Source organism: Streptomyces sp. SudanB5_2050 (assembly GCF_964272335.1).
GTDB classification, from domain to species: Bacteria; Actinomycetota; Actinomycetes; order Streptomycetales; family Streptomycetaceae; genus Streptomyces; species Streptomyces rochei.
In genome coordinates this window covers 1,530,982-1,550,023 of sequence record NZ_OZ186760.1, presented here as the reverse complement: position 1 = coordinate 1,550,023, position 19,042 = coordinate 1,530,982, and the positions used below count along the sequence as shown (strand labels likewise).

17 protein-coding genes and 1 riboswitch are annotated in these 19,042 nt (G+C 72.8%); of the genes, 12 read left to right on the top strand and 5 right to left on the bottom strand.

The window, feature by feature from the left end:
• Nucleotides 1-21: 21 nt before the first annotated feature.
• Nucleotides 22-717, bottom strand: a complete 696-nt coding sequence (locus ACFZP7_RS06805) for a DUF5995 family protein (protein WP_220671058.1) — start codon at nt 715-717, stop codon at nt 22-24.
• Between the two features lie 174 nt (nt 718-891).
• Between ACFZP7_RS06805 and ACFZP7_RS06800 the strand changes: the two genes are divergently transcribed.
• Entirely contained in the window at nt 892-2,025 is a 1,134-nt protein-coding gene (locus ACFZP7_RS06800) for a glycoside hydrolase family 6 protein (protein WP_385638366.1), read from the top strand.
• On the opposite strand, the gene ACFZP7_RS06795 is transcribed toward ACFZP7_RS06800, so the two are convergent.
• On the bottom strand, nt 2,007-3,440 hold the full coding sequence (locus tag ACFZP7_RS06795) for a uracil-xanthine permease family protein (RefSeq protein ID WP_030973139.1): 1,434 nt from the start codon (nt 3,438-3,440) through the stop codon (nt 2,007-2,009). The genes ACFZP7_RS06800 and ACFZP7_RS06795 overlap by 19 nt on opposite strands.
• 188 nt (nt 3,441-3,628) lie before the next feature.
• On the opposite strand from ACFZP7_RS06795, the gene ACFZP7_RS06790 reads away from it, so the two are divergent.
• A complete protein-coding gene (locus ACFZP7_RS06790) occupies nt 3,629-4,087 on the top strand; it encodes an acyl-CoA thioesterase (RefSeq protein WP_385634080.1) in 459 nt (152 codons plus the stop codon).
• On the opposite strand, the gene ACFZP7_RS06785 is transcribed toward ACFZP7_RS06790, so the two are convergent.
• Nucleotides 4,047-5,258, bottom strand: coding sequence for an MFS transporter (locus ACFZP7_RS06785; RefSeq protein ID WP_062138346.1), 1,212 nt, complete (start codon nt 5,256-5,258; stop codon nt 4,047-4,049). The genes ACFZP7_RS06790 and ACFZP7_RS06785 overlap by 41 nt on opposite strands.
• A gap of 147 nt (nt 5,259-5,405) precedes the next feature.
• Between ACFZP7_RS06785 and ACFZP7_RS06780 the strand changes: the two genes are divergently transcribed.
• Nucleotides 5,406-6,599: an ROK family transcriptional regulator gene (locus ACFZP7_RS06780; RefSeq protein WP_385634079.1), complete on the top strand. Its 1,194-nt coding sequence runs from the start codon at nt 5,406-5,408 to the stop codon at nt 6,597-6,599.
• 197 nt (nt 6,600-6,796) lie between these two features.
• Here ACFZP7_RS06780 and ACFZP7_RS06775 read toward each other — a convergent pair whose 3' ends face one another.
• Nucleotides 6,797-9,163, bottom strand: a complete 2,367-nt coding sequence (locus ACFZP7_RS06775; RefSeq protein ID WP_062138318.1) for a chitinase C-terminal domain-containing protein — start codon at nt 9,161-9,163, stop codon at nt 6,797-6,799.
• 225 nt (nt 9,164-9,388) lie between these two features.
• Nucleotides 9,389-9,519: riboswitch (FMN riboswitch) on the top strand.
• Nucleotides 9,520-9,674: 155 nt separating this feature from the next.
• On the opposite strand from ACFZP7_RS06775, the gene ACFZP7_RS06770 reads away from it, so the two are divergent.
• The 9 genes from ACFZP7_RS06770 to ACFZP7_RS06730 all read left to right on the top strand — a co-directional run bounded on the left by ACFZP7_RS06770 (nt 9,675) and on the right by ACFZP7_RS06730 (nt 16,973).
• Nucleotides 9,675-10,277, top strand: coding sequence for a riboflavin synthase (locus tag ACFZP7_RS06770; RefSeq protein ID WP_019325038.1), 603 nt, complete (start codon nt 9,675-9,677; stop codon nt 10,275-10,277).
• Nucleotides 10,274-10,918: a nicotinamide mononucleotide transporter family protein gene (locus tag ACFZP7_RS06765; protein WP_030973123.1), complete on the top strand. Its 645-nt coding sequence runs from the start codon at nt 10,274-10,276 to the stop codon at nt 10,916-10,918. Before ACFZP7_RS06770 ends, ACFZP7_RS06765 begins: the two co-directional genes overlap by 4 nt.
• Entirely contained in the window at nt 10,915-12,204 is a 1,290-nt protein-coding gene (locus ACFZP7_RS06760) for a bifunctional 3,4-dihydroxy-2-butanone-4-phosphate synthase/GTP cyclohydrolase II (RefSeq protein ID WP_019325036.1), read from the top strand. Before ACFZP7_RS06765 ends, ACFZP7_RS06760 begins: the two co-directional genes overlap by 4 nt.
• A gap of 21 nt (nt 12,205-12,225) precedes the next feature.
• Nucleotides 12,226-12,711, top strand: coding sequence for a 6,7-dimethyl-8-ribityllumazine synthase (gene ribH / locus ACFZP7_RS06755; protein ID WP_046248690.1), 486 nt, complete (start codon nt 12,226-12,228; stop codon nt 12,709-12,711).
• Nucleotides 12,712-12,745: 34 nt separating this feature from the next.
• A complete protein-coding gene (locus ACFZP7_RS06750; RefSeq protein ID WP_011027788.1) occupies nt 12,746-13,018 on the top strand; it encodes a phosphoribosyl-ATP diphosphatase in 273 nt (90 codons plus the stop codon).
• A 48-nt stretch (nt 13,019-13,066) separates the two neighbouring features.
• Nucleotides 13,067-13,915: an ATP phosphoribosyltransferase gene (gene hisG, locus ACFZP7_RS06745; protein ID WP_019325034.1), complete on the top strand. Its 849-nt coding sequence runs from the start codon at nt 13,067-13,069 to the stop codon at nt 13,913-13,915.
• A 20-nt stretch (nt 13,916-13,935) separates the two neighbouring features.
• Nucleotides 13,936-14,403, top strand: a complete 468-nt coding sequence (locus ACFZP7_RS06740; RefSeq protein ID WP_019325033.1) for a PH domain-containing protein — start codon at nt 13,936-13,938, stop codon at nt 14,401-14,403.
• A gap of 204 nt (nt 14,404-14,607) precedes the next feature.
• Complete coding sequence (locus ACFZP7_RS06735) at nt 14,608-15,939, top strand: hemolysin family protein (RefSeq protein WP_031016470.1); 1,332 nt, start codon at nt 14,608-14,610, stop codon at nt 15,937-15,939.
• A complete protein-coding gene (locus tag ACFZP7_RS06730; RefSeq protein ID WP_270890461.1) occupies nt 15,936-16,973 on the top strand; it encodes a hemolysin family protein in 1,038 nt (345 codons plus the stop codon). The genes ACFZP7_RS06735 and ACFZP7_RS06730 overlap by 4 nt, the downstream gene beginning before the upstream one ends.
• A 41-nt stretch (nt 16,974-17,014) precedes the next feature.
• On the opposite strand, the gene ACFZP7_RS06725 is transcribed toward ACFZP7_RS06730, so the two are convergent.
• Complete coding sequence (locus ACFZP7_RS06725) at nt 17,015-18,880, bottom strand: AAA family ATPase (RefSeq protein ID WP_019325030.1); 1,866 nt, start codon at nt 18,878-18,880, stop codon at nt 17,015-17,017.
• Between the last annotated feature and the right edge of the window lie 162 nt (nt 18,881-19,042).

Genomic DNA, 19,042 nt, shown 5'->3' with positions numbered 1-19,042 from the left:
GTGCGCCGCGAAACGGCCGGATCAGTCCGGCAGCGGGGTGAGCAGCATGCGGCCCGCGAAGCCCACCGCCGCGTCCAGCCGGTCGGCGAACTCGCCCGCGACGTCCGGCAGTCGGCGCAGCGCCCAGAGCGCGCGGGCCGCCGCCCAGGTGGCGTCGCGGGCGCGGTCCAGGCTCCAGGAGCCGAGCAGGTGGGTGAGCGGGTCGGCGATCTGGAGGAGGTCGGGACCCGGCATCAGCTCCTCGCGCACCCGCTCCTCCAGCGTCACGAGGAGATCGCCCACCCGGTCGAACTCGTCCTCCAGGTCGACGGGTTCGCAGCCGAGCGTACGACAGGTGTCCACCACGGCCAGCGCGAGATCGTGCCCGATGTGCGCGTTGATGCCCGCCAGCGCGAACTGCAGCGGACGTACGCCGGGGTGGCGGCGGAACTGGAACAGGGGCCGCCAGCAGGCGGGCGGGCGGCGGCCGTCCTCCAGCGCGTCGACGGCCGACAGATAGCGCTGCGCGAACCGCACGTCCAGCGCGATCGCCGATCCGGCGTCCGGGAAGCGGCCGCCGTCGATGTGCCGGTCGACCGCCTCCGTGACGGTCAGGTAGACGCGGTTGAAGACGGCCACCCCGTCCCGGGCGGGCAGCGTCGCGTCCAGCACGCGCATCCGGGCGAGGACCGTGTCCACCGTCCGGACGGCCGCCGGGACTTGTTCGCAGTGCGCCATGGCGGCAGGGTCGCAGCTTTAGGCTGACGGGAGTGCCGGCGGGCCCGACACTTCCCCAGAACGGGGGAACGCGCCCGCCGTGCGGGGGAGGGGGAACCGTACGTGTCAGGCCTTCGTGCCCGGCGCCTGGCCGCTCGCAGGGCCGAGCGCAGGCGTGCAGCCCGCCGCAGCGCGATGGTCGCCGCGGCGTCCGTCGTCGTCGCGGTCGGCACCGCGACCGGCATGCTGACCGCGCTCGGCGACGACGGCGGCGGCACCGACGAGGCCCGGCCGCGGGTGACGCGTTCGCCGAGGCTGCACTCCCTGCCCGTCGTACCGTCCCCGTCCCCGTCGGCGAAGCCGTCGGCCTCCGCCTTGCCGTCCGCCTCCGCCTCGGCCAAGAAGGCGAGCCCCGGCCCCTCACGGAAGACGGCACCGGAGACGAGGCCCCGGACGACCCCGGCGGCCACCCGGCTCTACCGGCATCCCGAGTCACAGGTCCTGTCCTGGGTCCGGGCTCATCCCGACGACCCGCGCCGGGACGTCATCCGTTCGCGGATAGCGGACCACCCGGCCGCGGTGTGGTTCGCCGACCACACGCCCTCGACCATCACCTCCCGGGTCCGGGCCGTGACGTCGGGGGGTGCCGCCGAGGGCCGGGTGCCCGTGGTGGTGCCCTACGCGATACCCGACCGGGACTGCGGCGGCCACTCCGAGGGCGGCGCGCCGGACCTCGACGCCTACGACGACTGGATCGACCTCTTCGCCGCCGGGCTCGGCTCCGGCGAGGTCGTGGTCGTCCTGGAGCCCGACTCGGTGTCCCAGGCCGAGTGCCTGCCGGCCGGGGAGCGCGCCGACCGGTTCGCCTCCCTGGCCCGCGCCGGCCGCGTCCTCAAGGAGGCGAACCCGAGGGCGCGCGTGTACTACGACGCGGGGCACTCCGGCTGGCACGCGCCCGCCAAGCAGGCGGGCTGGCTGCGGCAGGCCGGTGCCGCCTCGGCCGCCTCCTCCGACGGCGTCTTCAGCAACGTCTCCAACTTCCACGCCACCGCCGACGAGGTCGCCTACGACCGCGCGGTCCTCGACGCCCTCGGCGGCCCGTCGAGCCTCGGCGCCGTCATCGACACCAGCCGCAACGGCAACGGCGCCCCGCCCGACGGCCAGTGGTGCGACCCGGCCGGCCGCAAGATCGGCCGCACCCCGACCCTCAGCACCGGCCTGGGCCGCATCGACGCCTACCTGTGGGTCAAGCTGCCGGGGGAGTCGGACGGCTGCAAGGGCGAGCCGGGCACCTTCACCCCGTCCTACGCCTACGACTTGGCGCGCTGAGGTCCGGAGCCGGTCCCGTCGCCGCCGTCCCTGCCGTCCCCGGCGGCCTCGTCGTACGACGACGTGCCCTCGTCCAGCAGCGGCTGCTGGGTCTTGAGGTGGGCCGGGGCGAAGGCGCGCAGCGCGTGGTAGCCGGTGATGACGACGAGCGTGCCGAGCGCGATGCCGCTGAGCGAGAAGTTGTCGGTGAACTCCATGCTGACGTTGCCGACGCCGATGATGATGCCCGCGGCTGCCGGCACCAGGTTCAGCGGGTTGCGCAGGTCCACTCCGGCGTTGATCCAGATCTGCGCGCCGAGCAGGCCGATCATGCCGTACAGGATGACGGTGATGCCGCCCAGCACTCCGCCGGGGATCGCGGCGACCACCGCGCCGAACTTCGGGCAGACGCCGAAGAGGAGCGCGAAGCAGGCGGCGGCCCAGTAGGCGGCCGTCGAGTAGACCCGGGTCGCCGCCATCACGCCGATGTTCTCGGAGTACGTGGTGTTGGGCGGGCCGCCGACCGCGGTGGACAGCATCGAGCCGACGCCGTCCGCGGAGATCGCGGTGCCCAGCTTGTCGTCGAGCGGGTCGCCGGTCATCTCGCCGACCGCCTTGACGTGCCCGGCGTTCTCCGCGACCAGCGCGATGACGACCGGCAGGGCGACCAGGATCGCCGACCACTCGAAGCTCGGCCCGTGGAAGGACGGCAGCCCGATCCAGTCGGCCTGCCCCACGGCGGAGAAGTCGAGGCGCCAGTGGTCGGTGACCTTGCCGCTGCCGTCCACCGAGTGGATCCTGCCGAAGATCCGGTCCAGGGCCCAGGAGAGCACGTATCCGAAGACCAGCCCCAGGAAGATCGCGATCCGGGACCAGAAGCCGCGCAGGCAGACCACGGCCAGACCGGTGAACAGCATCACCAGCAGGGCCGTCCACTGGTCCTGCGGCCAGTAGGTGGAGGCGGTGACCGGGGCCAGGTTGAAACCGATCAGCATCACCACCGCGCCGGTGACGATCGGCGGCATCGCGGCGTGGATGATCCGCGCCCCGAACCGCTGCACGGCGAGCCCCACCAGGAACAGCGCGGCGCCGACGACCAGCACGGCGCCGGTCACCGTGGCACTCGTGCCGCCCTGGGCCCGGATCACCGCGGCGACGCCGACGAAGGACAGGGAGCAGCCGAGGTAGCTGGGGACCCGGCCGCGCGTGGCGAGCAGGAAGATGGCGGTCGCCACGCCCGACATCATGATCGCGAGGTTGGGGTCCAGGCCCATCAGGACCGGAGCCACGAAGGACGCCCCGAACATGGCCACCACGTGCTGGGCGCCGAGCCCGAACGTGCGGGGCCACGAGAGCCGTTCGTCGGGGCGGACCACCGCTCCGGGGGCGGGGACCTTCCCGTCCCCGTGCAGCTTCCAGCGCACGCCGAGGTCCATGGTGAGGTTTCGCTTTCTCTGTACGTGAGGTCTGTCCGGACCATTGTCGGGGGTGCCGGGCCGTGCGGCTGACCTGCACCCTTCCCCGCCGGGTGCGCTGAGCGTCCGCTTAGGATGGCGCTGATCGCCCGTACACCCGTACGCCCGCACGCACCGCGTACCACCCCGCACCACCCAGGAGCCCCACCGTGACCGCCGAAGCCCCCGCCGCCCCCGCCGTGTCGTACGGCCGCCTCGTCCCCGTCACCGTCCACTTCGACGACCTCGACGCGCTCGGCCTGCTGCACAACGCCCGCTACCCGGTGATGGTCGAGCGCGCCTGGGCCGAGCTGTGGACGGAGTACGGCTTCCGCTTCGAGGGCGACTGGGCGGCGGCCGGCGACGCCTGCAACGCGGTCAGGGAGCTGACCATCACCTACGACGCGCCGGTCACCCGTCCCGGCGCCTACGCCGTCCACCTCTGGCTGGACCGGCTCGGCACGACCGGGCTGACCTACGGCTTCCGCTTCTGCTCGGCGGACGGCGCCACCACGTACGCCCGCGGCACCCGGGCGCTGGTCCGGCTGGACTCGCGGACCCTGCGCCCGGCGCCGTGGAGCGAGACCTTCAGGACCGCCGGTCGGGCACTGCTGCGCTCGGCGGACTGATCTTCGGCCGGTCCCGGTCCCCGGCGCGCAGCACCCTCGCGAACACCACCAGGCAGCAGGCCAGCGCCGTCACCAGGCCGAACGACACCACCAGGCTGGTCGCCTCGGCCAGGCCGCCGATCGCGCTCGGGGCGACCAGGCCGGAGGTGTACGTGATGGTGGCGACGCCCGCGATGGCCAGGCTCGGGTTGGAGCCGGCCCGGCCCGCCGCCGCGAAGCACAGCGGGACGACCACGGCGATCCCGAGCCCCATCAGGGCGAAGCCGGTCATCGCCACGGCCGGATGGCCGCCGACGACGACGAGCAGACCGCCGAGGGAGGCCAGCACCCCGCTCACCCGCACCGTGCGCACCGCGCCGAAGCGGTCCACCACCTTGTCGCCGGCCAGGCGGGCCACGGCCATCGTGAGCGTGAAGCCCGTGGTGCACGCCGCCGCCAGACCGGCCGAGCTGTCCAACTCGTCCCGCAGGTAGACGGCCGACCAGTCCAGGCTGGCGCCCTCCGCGAACACCGCGCAGAAGCCGACGGCGCCGATCAGCACCGCCGACCGGGGCGGCAGCGCGAAGCGCGGCGGCGGGTCCTCGTCCTCGGCGGGCTGGAGGTCCAGCACCCAGGTGCAGGCGACCAGGCCCGCCACGGTCAGCACCGACGCCGCCAGCCCGTGGTGCAGCCGGGCGTCCGCCCCCAGGTGGGCCGCGAGGGTGCCGGCCGCCGAGCCGACCAGTGCGCCCGCGCTCCACATGCCGTGCAGGCCGGACATGATCGATTTGTCGAGCCGGTTCTCGATCTCGACGCCGAGCGCGTTCATCGCCACGTCCGACATGCCCGCCGTGGCGCCGTAGACGAACAGGGCCAGGCACAGGGTGAGCAGGTTCGGGGCCAGCGCGGGCAGCACCAGCGCCAGCGTCCACAGGGCCAGCAGCGCGCGCAGGGCGGTCCGGGCGCCGAAGCGGTGGCTCACGCTGCCGGCCAGCGGCATGGCGAGCGAGGCGCCGAGCGCGGGGAAGGCGAGCGCCAGGCCGAGCTGACCGGCGCTCACCCCGGCGTGGTCCTGGATCCACGGCACCCGGGTCGCGAACGAACCGGTCACGGCGCCGTGCACGGCGAACACGGCCGCGACGGCGTACCGCGCGCGCCTGACCTCGCGTTGCTCGTAGACCACTGTGCTCATCCTCGGCCCCTCCGCCTTCCGCACCGGCTCGTCTGCCCGGGCGCCGCTCACCGCCGCACCGCGCCGCGTAAACTATCAGGGACCCTTCCTGATGGATAGGGATTTCCGGCGTGGGCCGCCGCGCCGCCGATCTGGAAGGATCCCGGCATGCCCGCATCACCGAGCACCGCCCGGGCCATCAACGACCGGCTCGCCCTGCGCCTGCTCCAGCAGGAGGGCCCGTTGACGGCGGGGCAGCTGAAGAAGCTGACCGGCCTGTCCCGGCCCACCGTCGCCGACCTCGTCGAACGCCTCACCGCCTCCGGACTGGTGGAGGTGGCGGGGGAGTCGGGCGAGCAGCGCCGCGGCCCGAACGCCAAGCTGTACGGCATCGTCGCCGACCGCGCGCACCTCGCCGCCCTCGACGTGCGCACCGGGGGCGTCACCGTCCTGGTGTCCGACCTGGTCGGCCGGGTGCTCGCGGAGGCGTCCGCGCCGATCGGCGACGAGGCGGGGACGGGGCCCGCGGTGGAACAGGCGGTGAGCCTGGTCGAGCGCGCGGCGAAGGAGGCCGGTGCCGATCGGCTGCACACCGTCGGCATCGGCGCGCCCGGCCTGATCGACCCGGCCAGCGGCGAACTGCGCGACTCCACCGGGCTGCCCGAGTGGCACCGCCGGCTGATGGCCGCGCTGCAGGAGAGGTTCCCCGAGGCGCGGGTCGGCGTGGAGAACGAGACGAACCTCGCCGCCCTGGCCGAGCAGCGCGACGGAGCGGCCCGGGACCGGGAGACCTTCGTGCTGCTCTGGCTCGGTCTCGGCATCGGTGCCGCGGTCGTCCTGGACGGCACGCTGCGGCGGGGCGTGTCCGGCGGTGCGGGAGAGATCGGCTTCATGCCGGTGCCGGGCACCGCGGGGCTGCCGTCGGCCACCGACTGCGAGGGCGGGTTCCACTCCGTGGCCGGGGCGGCGGCGGTGAGCGCGCTGGCGGCGGAACACGGTGTGACGGCCGTGCCCGAGGGGCCCGAGCCGCACGCCGCGGCACTGGTGAGGGAGGCGGTGCGCCGGTCGGCCACCGCCCCGGAGGCCGCACGCTTCCTGGACGCCCTCGCCGACCGGGTCGCGCTCGGGGCCGCCGCCCTGGTCTCCGTCCTCGACCCCGGCTGTCTGGTCCTGGCCGGGGAGATCGGCCGGGCGGGCGCCGACGCCCTCGCCGACCGGGTCCAGCACCGCCTCGCCCGTATGTCACCGCTGGCCACCGAGGTACGGGCCACCGCGCTGGGCGGCGGCGCCGTCCTGCGGGGGGCGCTGCTGACGGCCCGGGACCGGGCTCAGGACGAACTGTTCGCGCCGCGGGACCGCTGACCCGCGGCGCTCGCGGGCCCGGTGGGACGGCCGGGCGCCGGAACCGCCGGTCGCGCCACCGCCCTCACCGAACCCGGGTGCCCGGCGGCGAACGGCCGGCAGGGCGCCCCGGTACGGGACGCCCTGCCGTCGGATGGTGAGACCCGGCGGCGGGCAAGGGCCGTCGTCACCGCCGCCGGGCCGGTCTCACGGGGGGCTCAGCAGGCGCCGAGGTCCTGCCAGACACCCCACTCGCCGGTGGAGCCGGGCTCCTCGCCCTTCGTCCACCACTTGGACTTCCACGAGTGCCCCTTGTGGGACACGGTCGAACCACCCCCGTACGCGGAGGCCGCGCTCCACGCCGGCGGCGCGCACGCGCCGGGCGTCGGGGTGGGGCCGGTCGGATCGGGTGTGGGACCGGTCGGGCCGGGCGTGGGGCCGGTGCCCGAGCCGGGCTCCACCACCGTCGTGCCGCGTGCCAGGTTCCCGGCGAGCGCGTACGTCGTCCCGGCGATGTCCACCGTCCAGTTCCACGGCGTGGACACCGGCAGGTAGTAGTTGAACGACAGCTCCACGGAGGCGCCGGGCGCCAGCGTCTGCCAGGCGGGCAGCTTCAGCGAGACCCGGTGGAAGTCGCCCTTCAGGCCGCCCACGTTGGAGCCCGTGTGGTCGCTGCTGATCACCTTGGTGCCGAAGCCCGACTGGTCGGAGGCGTTGCCGGGGGCCGCCGTGGAGTAGTCGAAGCGGAACTCCGTGCCGCCCGGCAGTGCCGTCTTCGTGTTGTTGGTGATCTTCACCTTCGGCGTGATCGGGTAGTTGGAGTCGCCGAGCTTGAACTCCCCGAACTCCACGCCGATGTCCACCGCCTTGTCCGGCAGCGGCGCGTTCGAGACCTTCGCCCCGTACGGGGAGGCCGACTTGAACTTCCCGTACATCAGCGAAGTGAGGGTGTCGCCGGTCTCGTACTGGCCCTTGGCCGCGTTCCAGCCGTAGTCGCCCGCCAGCTCCCACACCATCGTGCCGCCGATGCCGCGGTCCACGACGTAGTCGGCCTTGGCGGCCACGGACTGCTCGTCCTCGGTGGACAGGAAGACCTTCTTCTCCGCGTTCCACAGCCACGGCGCGACCAGGGTGGAGTCGTACTTGCGGGCGTAGGTCCCGGTCAGCCTGGTGTCGGCGGGGAAGCCGTACCGCGTCACGTAGTCCCCGACGATGCCCTTCTCCAGGTTCTTGGCGTGCCACATCGGGTTGGAACCGGCCGGGGACTCCTTGCCGTTGTCGTCCTTGTCGTGCCACAGGTTGTCGATGCCGACGGCCCCGTCACCGCACTTGGTCAGCCCGGAACCGGCCGGGCAGGTGCTCGCGGCGGCCTTGCCCCACAGGCCGTCCGTGCCGCCCTGCACGTTCTTGTGCCCGCGTGTGTAGTAGGGCAGGCCGATGTTGATGCGTCCGGCCGGCATCGAGCCGCGGAAGTAGTGGTAGGCCCAGTCGGTGTTGAGGTAGCCGATGCCGCCGTACTGCTGGCTGCCGTAGACGTTCGCCGCCGCCAACTCCGCGTCCTTGCCGTCGTCGAAGAGCGAGGCGTTCGGGCCGACGTACTCGTTCCAGGCGCCGTGCAGGTCGTACGACATGATGTTGACGTAGTCCAGGTACTTCTGGACCTGGAAGGTCTCCATGCCCCGCAGCAGATACCCGGAGGACGGCGCGGCGACGGAGAGGAGGTAGTGCTTCCCGTCCGCGGCGCCCGCGCGGTCGAGCTTCTCGCGCAGCGTCTTCATGAGCGCCGCGTAACCCTTGACCAGCCCGGCCCGGCGGCCGTTGGCGAAGGACCAGTCGAGCGGGTTGCCCGCGTCCTTCATCGTCGTCGGGTACTCGTAGTCGATGTCGACGCCGTTGAAGCCGTACGTGCGGACGAAGTCGACCGCCGAGTCGGCGAAGGTGTCGATGCCGGCCTGGTTGACCGAGCCGTCGGCGTTGGTCGCCATCGAGTAGAAGCCGCCCGAGTCCACCCGGGTGCCGTCGTCCGCGAAGTAGCCGCCGGTCTCCGCCCAGCCGCCCACCGAGATCATCGTCTTGACGTCCGGGTGCTGCTTCTTGAACTTGTTGAGCAGGTTGAAGTGCCCCTTGTAGGGCAGGCCCGGGTCCATCTCGGCGCCCTCGACCCCGGGCCACGTCATCCCGGTCGCCGGGTTGGCCGCGGTGTCCGAGCCGACGGAGAGCTTGTGGGCGCCGTCCACGTGCGCGAAGGCGTAGTTGATGTGGGTGACCTTGTCCCAGGGGATGTCCGAGGCCAGGTACGCCGGCTTGCCGTCCTTGCCGGTGCGCCAGCCCGTGAAGTAGCCGATCACCCGGCGCGGGTGGTCGGCGCCCATCTTCTCCCGGCCGTCGGCGTCGTAGACGGAGCAGTAGGGGACGTCGACGCCGGGCGTCCGGTAGAGCCCGTCGGGGCGACAGGACTCCTGGTCGGCGGCCTGTGAAGCGGTCGCCGGGAGTCCGGCGAGCACCAGGCCCGCGACGGCCGCGGCCGCGGCGAACAGCGCCGGTCCGGCTCTGCGGCCGGCTCTGGAGCGTGAGGGGGAAGGCACAGTCGGTTCCTCTCCACCGAAGTTGGGCAGACCCTAGAGAGGACTAGACCAGTGAGTCAATAGGTACGGACCAACCTCAAGATGCCTGGTCGGGGGTGGAGTTGGAGTGCCGTGGAGCGCCGTGGCACGCCGCGCGCCGCCCGGCGGGGCACCCTGTGAGCCACTCCACACACTCCGTCCGCATGGACCGTCGCCGGTCGTGGCACACTGGCCCTGTACCAGAAGCAGCGCACTCCGGGGTCGGTGAAAGTCCGAACCGGCGGTTACAGTCCGCGACCCGGTCGCCTCCAGCGACCGGTTGACCAGGTGAAATTCCTGGACCGACGGTTAAAGTCCGGATGGGAGGCAGTGCGCGGCGGGCGAGCACACGTGCGCGCCGCCGATCTCTGGGGCACGTCCGTCACGGGCGGGCCCCGTCCGGCGTCGTCGCTCCCGGTGTTCCCGCCCGTCCCTTCTGTCGTTCGTCGACAGCCCCGGAGTCCGTGCCCGAAGAGGCAGGAGGACCCGGGAAGTGTTCACCGGAATCGTCGAAGAGCTGGGCGAGATCACCGCCGTCGAGACCCTCGACGACGCCTGTCGCTTCCGCCTGCGCGGCCCCGTGGTCACCGAGGGGGCACGGCACGGCGACTCCATCGCCGTCAACGGCGTCTGCCTCACCGTCGTCGACCACGAGGGCGACGAGTTCACCGCCGACGTGATGGCGGAGACCCTGAACCGCTCCAGCCTGGGCGCCCTCACCACCGGCTCCCGCGTCAACCTGGAACGCCCCACCGCCGTCGGCGCCCGCCTCGGCGGGCACATCGTGCAGGGCCACGTCGACGGCACCGGCGAGATCCTGGAGCGCAAGCCCTCCGAGCACTGGGAGATCGTCAAGATCTCGCTGCCCGCCGACCTCGCCCGCTACGTCGTGGAGAAGGGCTCCATCACCGTCGACGGCATCAGTCTCACCGTCGTCGACGCCGGCCCCGACTTCTTCACCGTCAGCCTCATCCCCACCACCCTCGCCCTGACCACGCTCGGCATCAAGCAGCCCGGCGACCCGGTCAACCTCGAGGTGGACGTCATCGCCAAGTACGTCGAGCGGCTGCTCGGCACCCAGGGGGGCACCCGGTGAACTGGCTCAACTCCGAGGCGTTCACGCTCTTCGACCAGCACATCAAGTGGTCGGACATGATCGGCAACGTGATCGGTCTGCTCGGCCTCGCCCTCGGCTGGCGGCGCTCGCTGTGGACCTGGCCCGTGCAGTTCGTCTCCGGGCTCATCCTCTTCACGGCCTTCGCCACCGCCCACCTCTCCGGCAGCGCGGGCAAGCAGGTCGTCGTCATGGTCGTCGCCGCCTGGGGCCTGTGGCAGTGGAACCGCGGCCGGCAGCAGACCCAGGACGGCTCCATCGCCGTCCGGTTCGCCACCTGGCGCGAGCGCGGCGCCCTCCTCGCCGCGGCCGCCGTCGGCACCCTCGCGGTCGGCGGCCTGTTCACCGCCTTCCCGACCCTGTCCTGGGACCCCTGGCCGGACGCGTACATCTTCGTCGGCACCGTCGTCGCCATGTACGCCCAGGCGCGCGGCATGGTCGAGTTCTGGTTCGCCTGGCTGCTGGTCGACCTGGTCGGCGTCCCGCTGAACTTCGCCAACGGCTTCGCCTTCTCCGGCTTCGTCTACGTCATCTACGGCGCGCTCGTCCTGTGGGGCCTGCGCGACTGGTGGCTGCGCTCCCGCACCGCGGCGCGGCCCGTCCCGGAAGGAGCGCCCGCATGAGCACGGCACCCATCCTCTACAGCCCCGACGGACCCGAGGACCTGCTCCTCGACCCCGTCGAGCAGGCCGTCGCCGACATCGCCGCCGGCCGCCCGGTCGTCGTCGTCGACGACGAGAACCGCGAGAACGAGGGCGACCTCGTCATCGCCGCCGAGAAGGCGACCGAGGAGATCGTCGCCTTCATGATGAGCGAGTGCCGCGGCCTGATCTGCGCCCCCATGGAGGGCGAGGAACTGGACCGGCTGCGCCTGCCGCAGATGGTGGACGACAACACCGAGTCGATGAAGACCGCCTTCACCGTCTCCGTGGACGCCACCGCCGCGCACGGGGTCAGCACCGGCATCTCCGCCTCCGACCGCGCCACCACCCTCCAGCTCCTGGCGAGCGGCACCGCCGAGCCCGACGACCTCGTCCGCCCCGGCCACATCTTCCCGCTGCGCGCCCGCTCCGGCGGCGTCCTGGTGCGCAACGGCCACACCGAGGCCGCCGTCGACCTCGCCCGCCTGGCGGGCCTGCGCCCGGCCGGCGCCATCGTGGAGATCGCCGGCGAGGACGGGCGCATGCTGCGCCTGCCCGAGCTGATCCCGTTCGCCCGCAAGCACGGCCTGACGATCATCTCCATCGAGGACCTGATCGCCTACCGCCGCGGCGCCGAGCCCACCGTCCGCCGCGAGGCCGAGGTCCACCTGCCCACCCGGCACGGCGAGTTCACCGCGTACGGCTACCGCTCCACCGTCGACGGCGTCGAGCACGTCGCCCTGGTGCACGGCGAGATCGGCGACGGGAAGGACGTCCTCGTCCGCGTCCACTCCGAATGCCTCACCGGCGACGTCTTCGGCTCCCAGCGCTGCGACTGCGGGCCCCAGCTCGACGCCTCCCTGGACCGCATCCAGGCCGAGGGCAGGGGAGTGGTCGTCTACCTGCGCGGCCACGAGGGACGCGGCATCGGCCTGATGTCCAAGCTGCGCGCCTACGAACTCCAGGAGCGCGGCCGGGACACCCTCGACGCCAACCTGGAGCTCGGCCTGCCCGCCGACGCCCGCGACTACGGGGCCGGCGCCCAGATCCTGACCGACCTCGGCGTGCGCGCCGTCCGCCTGATGACCAACAACCCCGACAAGTCCGCCGCCCTCGAACGGCACGGCATCCAGGTCACCGGCCGCGAACCGATGCCCGTCCAGGCCGGCGAACACAACCTCCGCTACCTGCGCACCAAGCGGGACCGGATGGGCCACGATCTGCCCTGGCTGGACACGACGCCCGTGTCCACCTGCGGCAACCAGTAAGCAAGCGACACGAGGAGAGACGTGAGCGGCAAGGGTGCACCGGACCTGTCCGTACGCAACGTGGGGGACCTGCGGGTCGCCGTCGTGGCGGCACAGTGGCACGACAAGGTGATGGACGGACTGGTGGACGGCGCGCTGCGCGCCCTGCACGAGCTGGGCATCGACGAGCCGACCCTGCTCAGGGTCCCCGGCAGCTTCGAGCTGCCGGTGGTGGCCAAGGTGCTCGCCGGACGCGGCTACGACGCGATCGTCGCCCTCGGCGTCGTCATCCGCGGCGGCACCCCCCACTTCGACTACGTGTGCCAGGGCGTCACCCAGGGCCTCGTCCAGGTCTCCGTCGACACCGGCGTCCCCGTCGGCTTCGGCGTCCTCACCTGCGACACCGAGGAGCAGGCCCTCGACCGGGCCGGCATCGAGGGCTCCAGCGAGGACAAGGGGCACGAGGCGGTGACCGCGGCCGTCGCCACGGCGGCCACGCTCCGCTCAGTATCCGAACCGTGGCGCTAGGCCGCCCGGCACTACGCGTAAAGTGGGCGCCACCATGTCCAAGAAGACTTTCGAGGAGCTCTTCACCGAGCTCCAGCACAAGGCCGCCAACGGCGACCCCGCCACCTCCCGCACCGCCGAGCTGGTGGACAAGGGGGTCCACGCCATCGGCAAGAAGGTCGTCGAGGAGGCCGCCGAGGTCTGGATGGCCGCCGAGTACGAGGGCAAGGACGCGGCCGCCGAGGAGATCTCCCAGCTGCTGTACCACGTCCAGGTGATGATGGTCGCCCGCGGCATCTCCCTGGACGACGTCTACGCCCACCTGTAAGCCGGACCCCCTCTTTCTCCACCCCTTCACACAAAGGAAGCCGACCTCATGCTGCGCATCGCCGTCCCCAACAAGGGTTCCCTGTCAGGCCCCGCGGGGGAGATGCTGCATGAGGCCGGCTACCAGCAGCGCCGCGAGTCCAAGGAACTGCGCATCGTCGACCCGACCAACGAGGTCGAGTTCTTCTACCTGCGCCCCCGCGACATCGCGATCTACGTCTCCTCCGGCAGGCTCGACATCGGCATCACCGGCCGCGACCTGCTGATCGACTCCGGCGCGGACGCCGAGGAGATCCTGCCGCTCGGCTTCGCCCGCTCCACCTTCCGCTTCGCCGGCAAGCCGGGCACCGCGAACGCCGTCACCGACCTCAAGGGCCGCACCGTCGCCACCTCCTACGAGGGCATCGTCGCCGCCCACCTGGCCGAGCAGGGCGTCGACGCCTCCGTCGTCCACCTCGACGGCGCCGTCGAGACCGCCATCGAGCTGGGTGTCGCCGAGGTCATCGCGGACGTCGTCGAGACCGGGACCTCGCTGCGCAACGCGGGCCTGGAGGTCTTCGGCGAGCCCATCATGAAGTCGGAGGCCGTCGTCATCCGCCGCTCCGGCGCGGACGCCGACGAGCCCAAGGTCCAGCAGTTCCTGCGCCGGCTCCAGGGCGTCCTGGTGGCCCGGACGTACGTGATGATGGACTACGACTGCCGGGTCGAGCAGCTGGAGAAGGCCGTCGCCCTCACCCCCGGTCTGGAGTCCCCGACCGTCTCCCCGCTGCACAACGAGGGCTGGGTCGCCGTCCGTGCCATGGTCCCCGCCAAGGAGGCCCAGCGGATCATGGACGACCTCTACGAGATCGGCGCCCGCGCCATCCTGACCACGGCCATCCACGCCTGCCGTCTCTGAGCGGGACCCGGAGCGAGCCCATGCCCGACACCACGCCGGACCTGCCGGCCCTGCCCGTCACCTTCCGGCCGGGCCGCACCCGCGCCGTCCTGACCGTCCTCGCCGTCCTCACCTTCGCGGCGATCACGGCGGTCGGCATGCTGCTGGACGGCCTCGGCACCGGAGAGCGCCTCAGCTTCGCGCTGACCGCGCTCCTCCTCGCCGGGGTCCTGTTCCTGCTGGCCCGCCCCCGTGTCACCGCCGACGAGACGGGCGTCACCGTGGTCAACCTCACCACCAAGCGGCGCCTGGCCTGGGCCGAGATCATCCGGGTCAACCTCCGCCAGGGCGACCCCTGGGCCTTCCTCGACCTCAGCGACGGGACCAGCCTGCCCGCGCTCGGCATCCAGCCGGGCATCGCCAAGCAGCGCGCCATCCAGGACGCGCGCGCCCTGCGCGCCCTGGTGGAGGCGCGCTCGGCCGCCGCCGACGAGACACCACGCGGCTGACGCGGGGGCGCCGACCCTGCCGCGGGCGCCCTTTTCGTGATTAATCTGGGAACGAGGACGCGGCCGTCGCGTCCTCGCCCCTGTCGCTCCGCCCGGTGCGTGGGGGTTCCTGCTACCCGAGGAGTGACTCCCTCCGGCGATGGACGGATCGTCCTGCAGTACCTGCGCCGCCCCCTGCTGTGAAGTCCCACAGGCGGCGGCATCATGACCACCCCCCTGCTGCTCCTGGCAGCCGCCTTCGTGCTGATCCTCGCCAACGGCTTCTTCGTCGCCGCCGAGTTCGGCCTGGTGACCGTGGAACGGCCCGACGCCGAACAGGCCGCCGCCGACGGCGACCGGCGCGCCCGCCGCGTCGTCGAGTCCCTGAAGGAGCTGTCCTTCCAGCTCTCCGGCACCCAACTCGGCATCACCCTCACCTCCCTGGTCGTCGGCATGCTCGCCGAACCGGCGCTCGCCCGGCTCCTGGACGGCCCGTTCACGGCCGTCGGCATCCCGGGCGGAGCCGTCCCCGGTGTCGCGGTCGTCGTCGGCATGCTGCTGGCCTCGGCGGTCCAGATGGTGATCGGCGAGCTGGTGCCCAAGAACTGGGCGGTGTCCAGGCCGCTGCAGGTGGCGCGCTTCGTCGCGGGCCCGCAGCACGCCTTCGCCCGGGCCTTCCACCCGGTGATCGCGGCACTGAACGCCGTGGCCAACCGCCTGGTCCGCGCGTTCGGCGTCGAGCCCGCCGAAGAGCTGGCCTCCGCCCGCACACCCGGCGAACTGGTCTCCCTGGCCCGGCACTCCGCCCGGGCCGGTGCCCTGGAACAGGACACCGCCGACCTGTTCGTCCGCACCCTGTCGCTCGGCGAACTGACCGCGCAGCACGTCATGACCCCGCGCGTGAAGGTCAGCGCCCTGCACTCCTCGGCCACCGCCGAGGACGTGGTCAACCTGACCCGCGCCACCGGCCTGTCCCGCTTCCCCGTCTACCGGGAGAAGATCGACGAGATCGTCGGCATGGTCCACCTCAAGGACGCCCTCGCCGTCCGCGTGCCCGACCGCCTGCGCACCCCCGTCGGACGCATCGCGCGCCCGGCGCTGTTGGTCCCCGAGACCCTGCCCGTCCGGCCCCTCCTGACCCGCCTGCGCAGCGAGCAGCCCATCGCGGTCGTCGTCGACGAGTACGGCGGCACCGCCGGTGTCGTCACCCTGGAGGACATCGTCGAGGAGCTCGTCGGCGAGGTCCGCGACGAGCACGACGGCCTGGACGCCCCGGAACTCGCCGCCGCCCCGCCCGAGGACGGCCGGCCCGCCTGGGACGTCGACGGCAGCTGCCGCGTCGACACCCTGCGCCGCATCGGCCTCGACGCCCCCGAGGGGCCGTACGAGACCGTGGCCGGCCTGGTCGCCGACCTGCTCGGCCGCATCCCGGCCGTCGGCGACCGGGCGGAACTGCCCGGCTGGCGCCTCTCCGTGCGCCGGGTCGGCCACTACCGCGCCGAACGGATACGGCTGGTGCGGACGGCACCCGCGGCCGTGCCGGAGGCCGCCCGATGAGCGTCCTGCAACTCCTCTTCGCCGCGCTGCTCGTCCTCGCCAACGGCTTCTTCGTCGGCGCCGAGTTCGCGCTGGTCTCGGTCCGCCGCAGTCAGATCGAACCGCTCGGCACCGCCCGCGCCCGCCAGGTCCTCCACGGACTGGAGCGGCTGCCGCAGATGATGGCCGCCGCCCAGTTCGGCATCACCGTCTGCTCGCTGACGCTCGGCGCGGTCGCGGAACCGACCGTCGCCCACCTGCTGGAGCCGGTCTTCACCTGGATGCACCTGCCGCACGGCGTCATCCACCCGCTCGGCTACGTCATCGCCCTGGCCGCCGTGGTCTTCTGCCATCTCGTCATCGGCGAGATGGTCCCGAAGAACCTCGCGATGGCCGCCCCCGAGAAGACCGCGCTGTGGCTGAGCCCCGGGCTGGTCGCCTTCGCCCGCCTGTGCAAGCCGATCACCTTCGCCCTGGGCGCCTGCTCCCGGGGCATCCTGCGGCTCTTCCGCGTCGAGCCCAAGGACGAGGTCGAGGCCGTCTTCACCAGTGAGCAGCTCAACCGGCTGGTCGAGGACGCCGGCCAGGCGGGTCTGCTCGACCCCGAGGAGCAGGAACGCCTGGAGGACGCCCTGGAGCTGGGTTCCCGGCCGGTGACGGATGTGCTGCTCGGCCGGGAGTCCCTGGTGACGGTCGGCCCGTCCGTCACCCCGGGCGAGATCGTCCGGCTCACCGCCCGCACCGGCTACTCCCGCTTCCCGATCGCGGCGGAGCAGGGCGCCTTCATGGGCTACCTCCACGTCAAGGACGTCCTCGACGCCGAGGACTCCGACCGGGCCGTCCCGCAGCACCTGTGGCGCCCGATGACGACCCTCCGCCCCGATCTCCCGCTCGACGACGCCCTCACCGTGATGCGCCGCGCGGCCACCCACCTGGCCCAGGTGACGGACGCGTCGGGGAAGGTCCTCGGCCTGGTCGCCCTGGAGGACGTACTGGAACTCCTGGTCGGTGAGGTGCGCGACCCGGCCCACCGGGAGGTGACCCTGGCGACGTAGCCGGAGGCGGGGGAGGCGGGGGAGGGGTCGCGAGGGGGGCCTCACATGGCCGACGGGTCCTGCGGCCCCCTCCCCGACAGCACTTCCCCGTACGCCTGCATCAGATCGGGCAGCCGCAGGGTCGCCAGGTCGTCCCGGCCGAGTTCGCCCGGACACACCGACAACCGCAGATCCCGGTAGGCACAGCTCTTCTCGTAGAGGGTGCGCAGGAACCGCCCGTTGCCCAACTCGTCGATCCACCCCTGGTCCACCACGTGCCCGGCGATCGACCGCAGCTCGTCGAGCGCCTCCTCGTCCCACACGTCCCCGTTCTCGGCCGCGAGCACCTTCCCGATCGAGGTCAGCTCCAGCGGCCGGTAGGAGGGGAAGTCGACCCGGGTCGTGAAGCGGGAGGAGAGCCCGGGGTTGGCGCTCAGCAGCCGGTCCATGCCCTCCGGGTAGCCGGCCAGGATCACCACCAGGTGGTCGCGGTTGTCCTCGGCCCGCTTGAGCAGCACCTGCAGCGCCTCGTCGCCGTACGCGTCGCCCTTGCCGTACCCGGAGTTGGACAGGGAGTACGCCTCGTCCACGAAGAGCACGCCGCCGAGCGCGGAGTCGATCAGCTCGTTGGCCTTCACGGCGGTCTGGCCCAGGTACTCGCCGACCAGATCGGCCCGCTGCGCCTCCACGAGGTGGTCCCCGCCCAGCAGGCCGAGCGCGTAGAACACGCGGCCCAGGATGCGGGCCACGGTGGTCTTGCCGGTGCCGGAGGGGCCGGAGAAGACGAAGTGACGTTTGGGCGGCTGGACGGGCAGGCCCTGCCCGGCCCGCAGCCGCGCCATGTTCAGCTGTGCGGACAGGGCCTTGACCTGCCGCTTCACCGGCTCCAGGCCCACCATGCGCTCCAGCTCGGCGAGTGCCTCCTCCAGTAAGGCGGGGTCGGTGGGGCCGGTGGGCAGGGAGGGGTCCGGCCCGTCGGTCCGCTCGCGCACCGGCGGTCCGGACAGCGAGGGCAGCGGGGCGGCCGGCCCCGGCTCCGGGACGGACAGCTTCAGATCGCGTTCCTCGGTGCCGGAGAGCGGGTCGAGCCCGTCGGGGCCGTCCAGGCCGTCCGGCCCCAGGCCGGACTGGACCAGTCCCGCGAGGTCGCCGGCGTCGTCGTAGCCGTCACCCTCGGCGATCGCGGCCAGCCGGGCCGAGGTGTCCATGAAGGCCGGGTCGACGCGGTGCACGGCCCGGTACAGCGGCAGCGCGGCGGCGCTGCGGCCGGTGCCCTCGTGGGCCCGCGCCAGCCAGTACCGCAGCTCCTTGCGTTGCGGCTGCTCGCTGCGGCACCGCATCAGGGCCGCCGACAGCAGCGGTTCGGCCTGCCCGTACATCTCCAGCCGGACCCGGGCCATACCGCTGAACAGGCCGGCCTCGATGCCCAGCAGGGGGTCGCCGAGCAGGGGGTCGGTGTGCCGGACGAGCTGTTCCCAGTCCTTGACCAGATAGGCACGGCAGGCGTGCAGGAAGCGGACCTGGGGATCGCTGTCCACGGGCGGCAGCCCGGCCAGGGCCCGGTCCAGCTCCGGGACGTGGCGGCCGTCGAGCCAGTGGGAGGCGTGCGCGAGCAGCAGATCGCGGGGGCTCTCCAGCACCGGCTGCACCCACCAGCCCAGCCAGTACCAGGAGTTGAGGGGGCGGCGGTGGCGGGCGCGCTGCTCGCCGAAGCGCTCCCGGTGGCGGTACATCCTGAGCAGCGCGTTGGTGGTGTCGACGCGCAGCGCGTGCAGTCCGAGCCAGCCGTCGGCCATCGCGGGATCGAGGCGCACCGCGGCCCGGAACTCCTCCTCGGCCTGCGGATAGGCGCCCATGGTGTAGGCGTCCACGCCGCGCAGCCAGGCCAGGTCGGCCGGGGCCTGCGGGCTCTGCGCGCCGAAGTCCATCCCGTCCCCCACGTACCGTGCCCCCGTCGGTATGCCGCCGGACTCGCGCCCGTCGGCCGCCTGGGCCAACGGCTCTGCCGCGGGCCGGAGTTGCAAGGTGCGCGCGCAACTGCGGCGTAGGTCGCACCGAGGGCATCGTACCCGCGGCGGTCTGTCCTCCGA

Excerpts from the sequence above, each read along its gene's own strand:
- ACFZP7_RS06805 (WP_220671058.1), bottom strand. The coding sequence starts at position 717 with ATGGCGCACTGCGAACAAGTCCCGGCGGCCGTCCGGACGGTGGACACG.
- ACFZP7_RS06800 (WP_385638366.1), top strand. The coding sequence starts at position 892 with ATGGTCGCCGCGGCGTCCGTCGTCGTCGCGGTCGGCACCGCGACCGGC.
- ACFZP7_RS06795 (WP_030973139.1), bottom strand. The coding sequence starts at position 3,440 with ATGGACCTCGGCGTGCGCTGGAAGCTGCACGGGGACGGGAAGGTCCCC.
- ACFZP7_RS06785 (WP_062138346.1), bottom strand. The coding sequence starts at position 5,258 with ATGAGCACAGTGGTCTACGAGCAACGCGAGGTCAGGCGCGCGCGGTAC.
- ACFZP7_RS06780 (WP_385634079.1), top strand. The coding sequence starts at position 5,406 with ATGCCCGCATCACCGAGCACCGCCCGGGCCATCAACGACCGGCTCGCC.
- ACFZP7_RS06760 (WP_019325036.1), top strand. The coding sequence starts at position 10,915 with ATGAGCACGGCACCCATCCTCTACAGCCCCGACGGACCCGAGGACCTG.
- ACFZP7_RS06750 (WP_011027788.1), top strand. The coding sequence starts at position 12,746 with ATGTCCAAGAAGACTTTCGAGGAGCTCTTCACCGAGCTCCAGCACAAG.
- hisG (WP_019325034.1), top strand. The coding sequence starts at position 13,067 with ATGCTGCGCATCGCCGTCCCCAACAAGGGTTCCCTGTCAGGCCCCGCG.
- ACFZP7_RS06740 (WP_019325033.1), top strand. The coding sequence starts at position 13,936 with ATGCCCGACACCACGCCGGACCTGCCGGCCCTGCCCGTCACCTTCCGG.
- ACFZP7_RS06735 (WP_031016470.1), top strand. The coding sequence starts at position 14,608 with ATGACCACCCCCCTGCTGCTCCTGGCAGCCGCCTTCGTGCTGATCCTC.
- ACFZP7_RS06730 (WP_270890461.1), top strand. The coding sequence starts at position 15,936 with ATGAGCGTCCTGCAACTCCTCTTCGCCGCGCTGCTCGTCCTCGCCAAC.
- ACFZP7_RS06725 (WP_019325030.1), bottom strand. The coding sequence starts at position 18,880 with ATGGACTTCGGCGCGCAGAGCCCGCAGGCCCCGGCCGACCTGGCCTGG.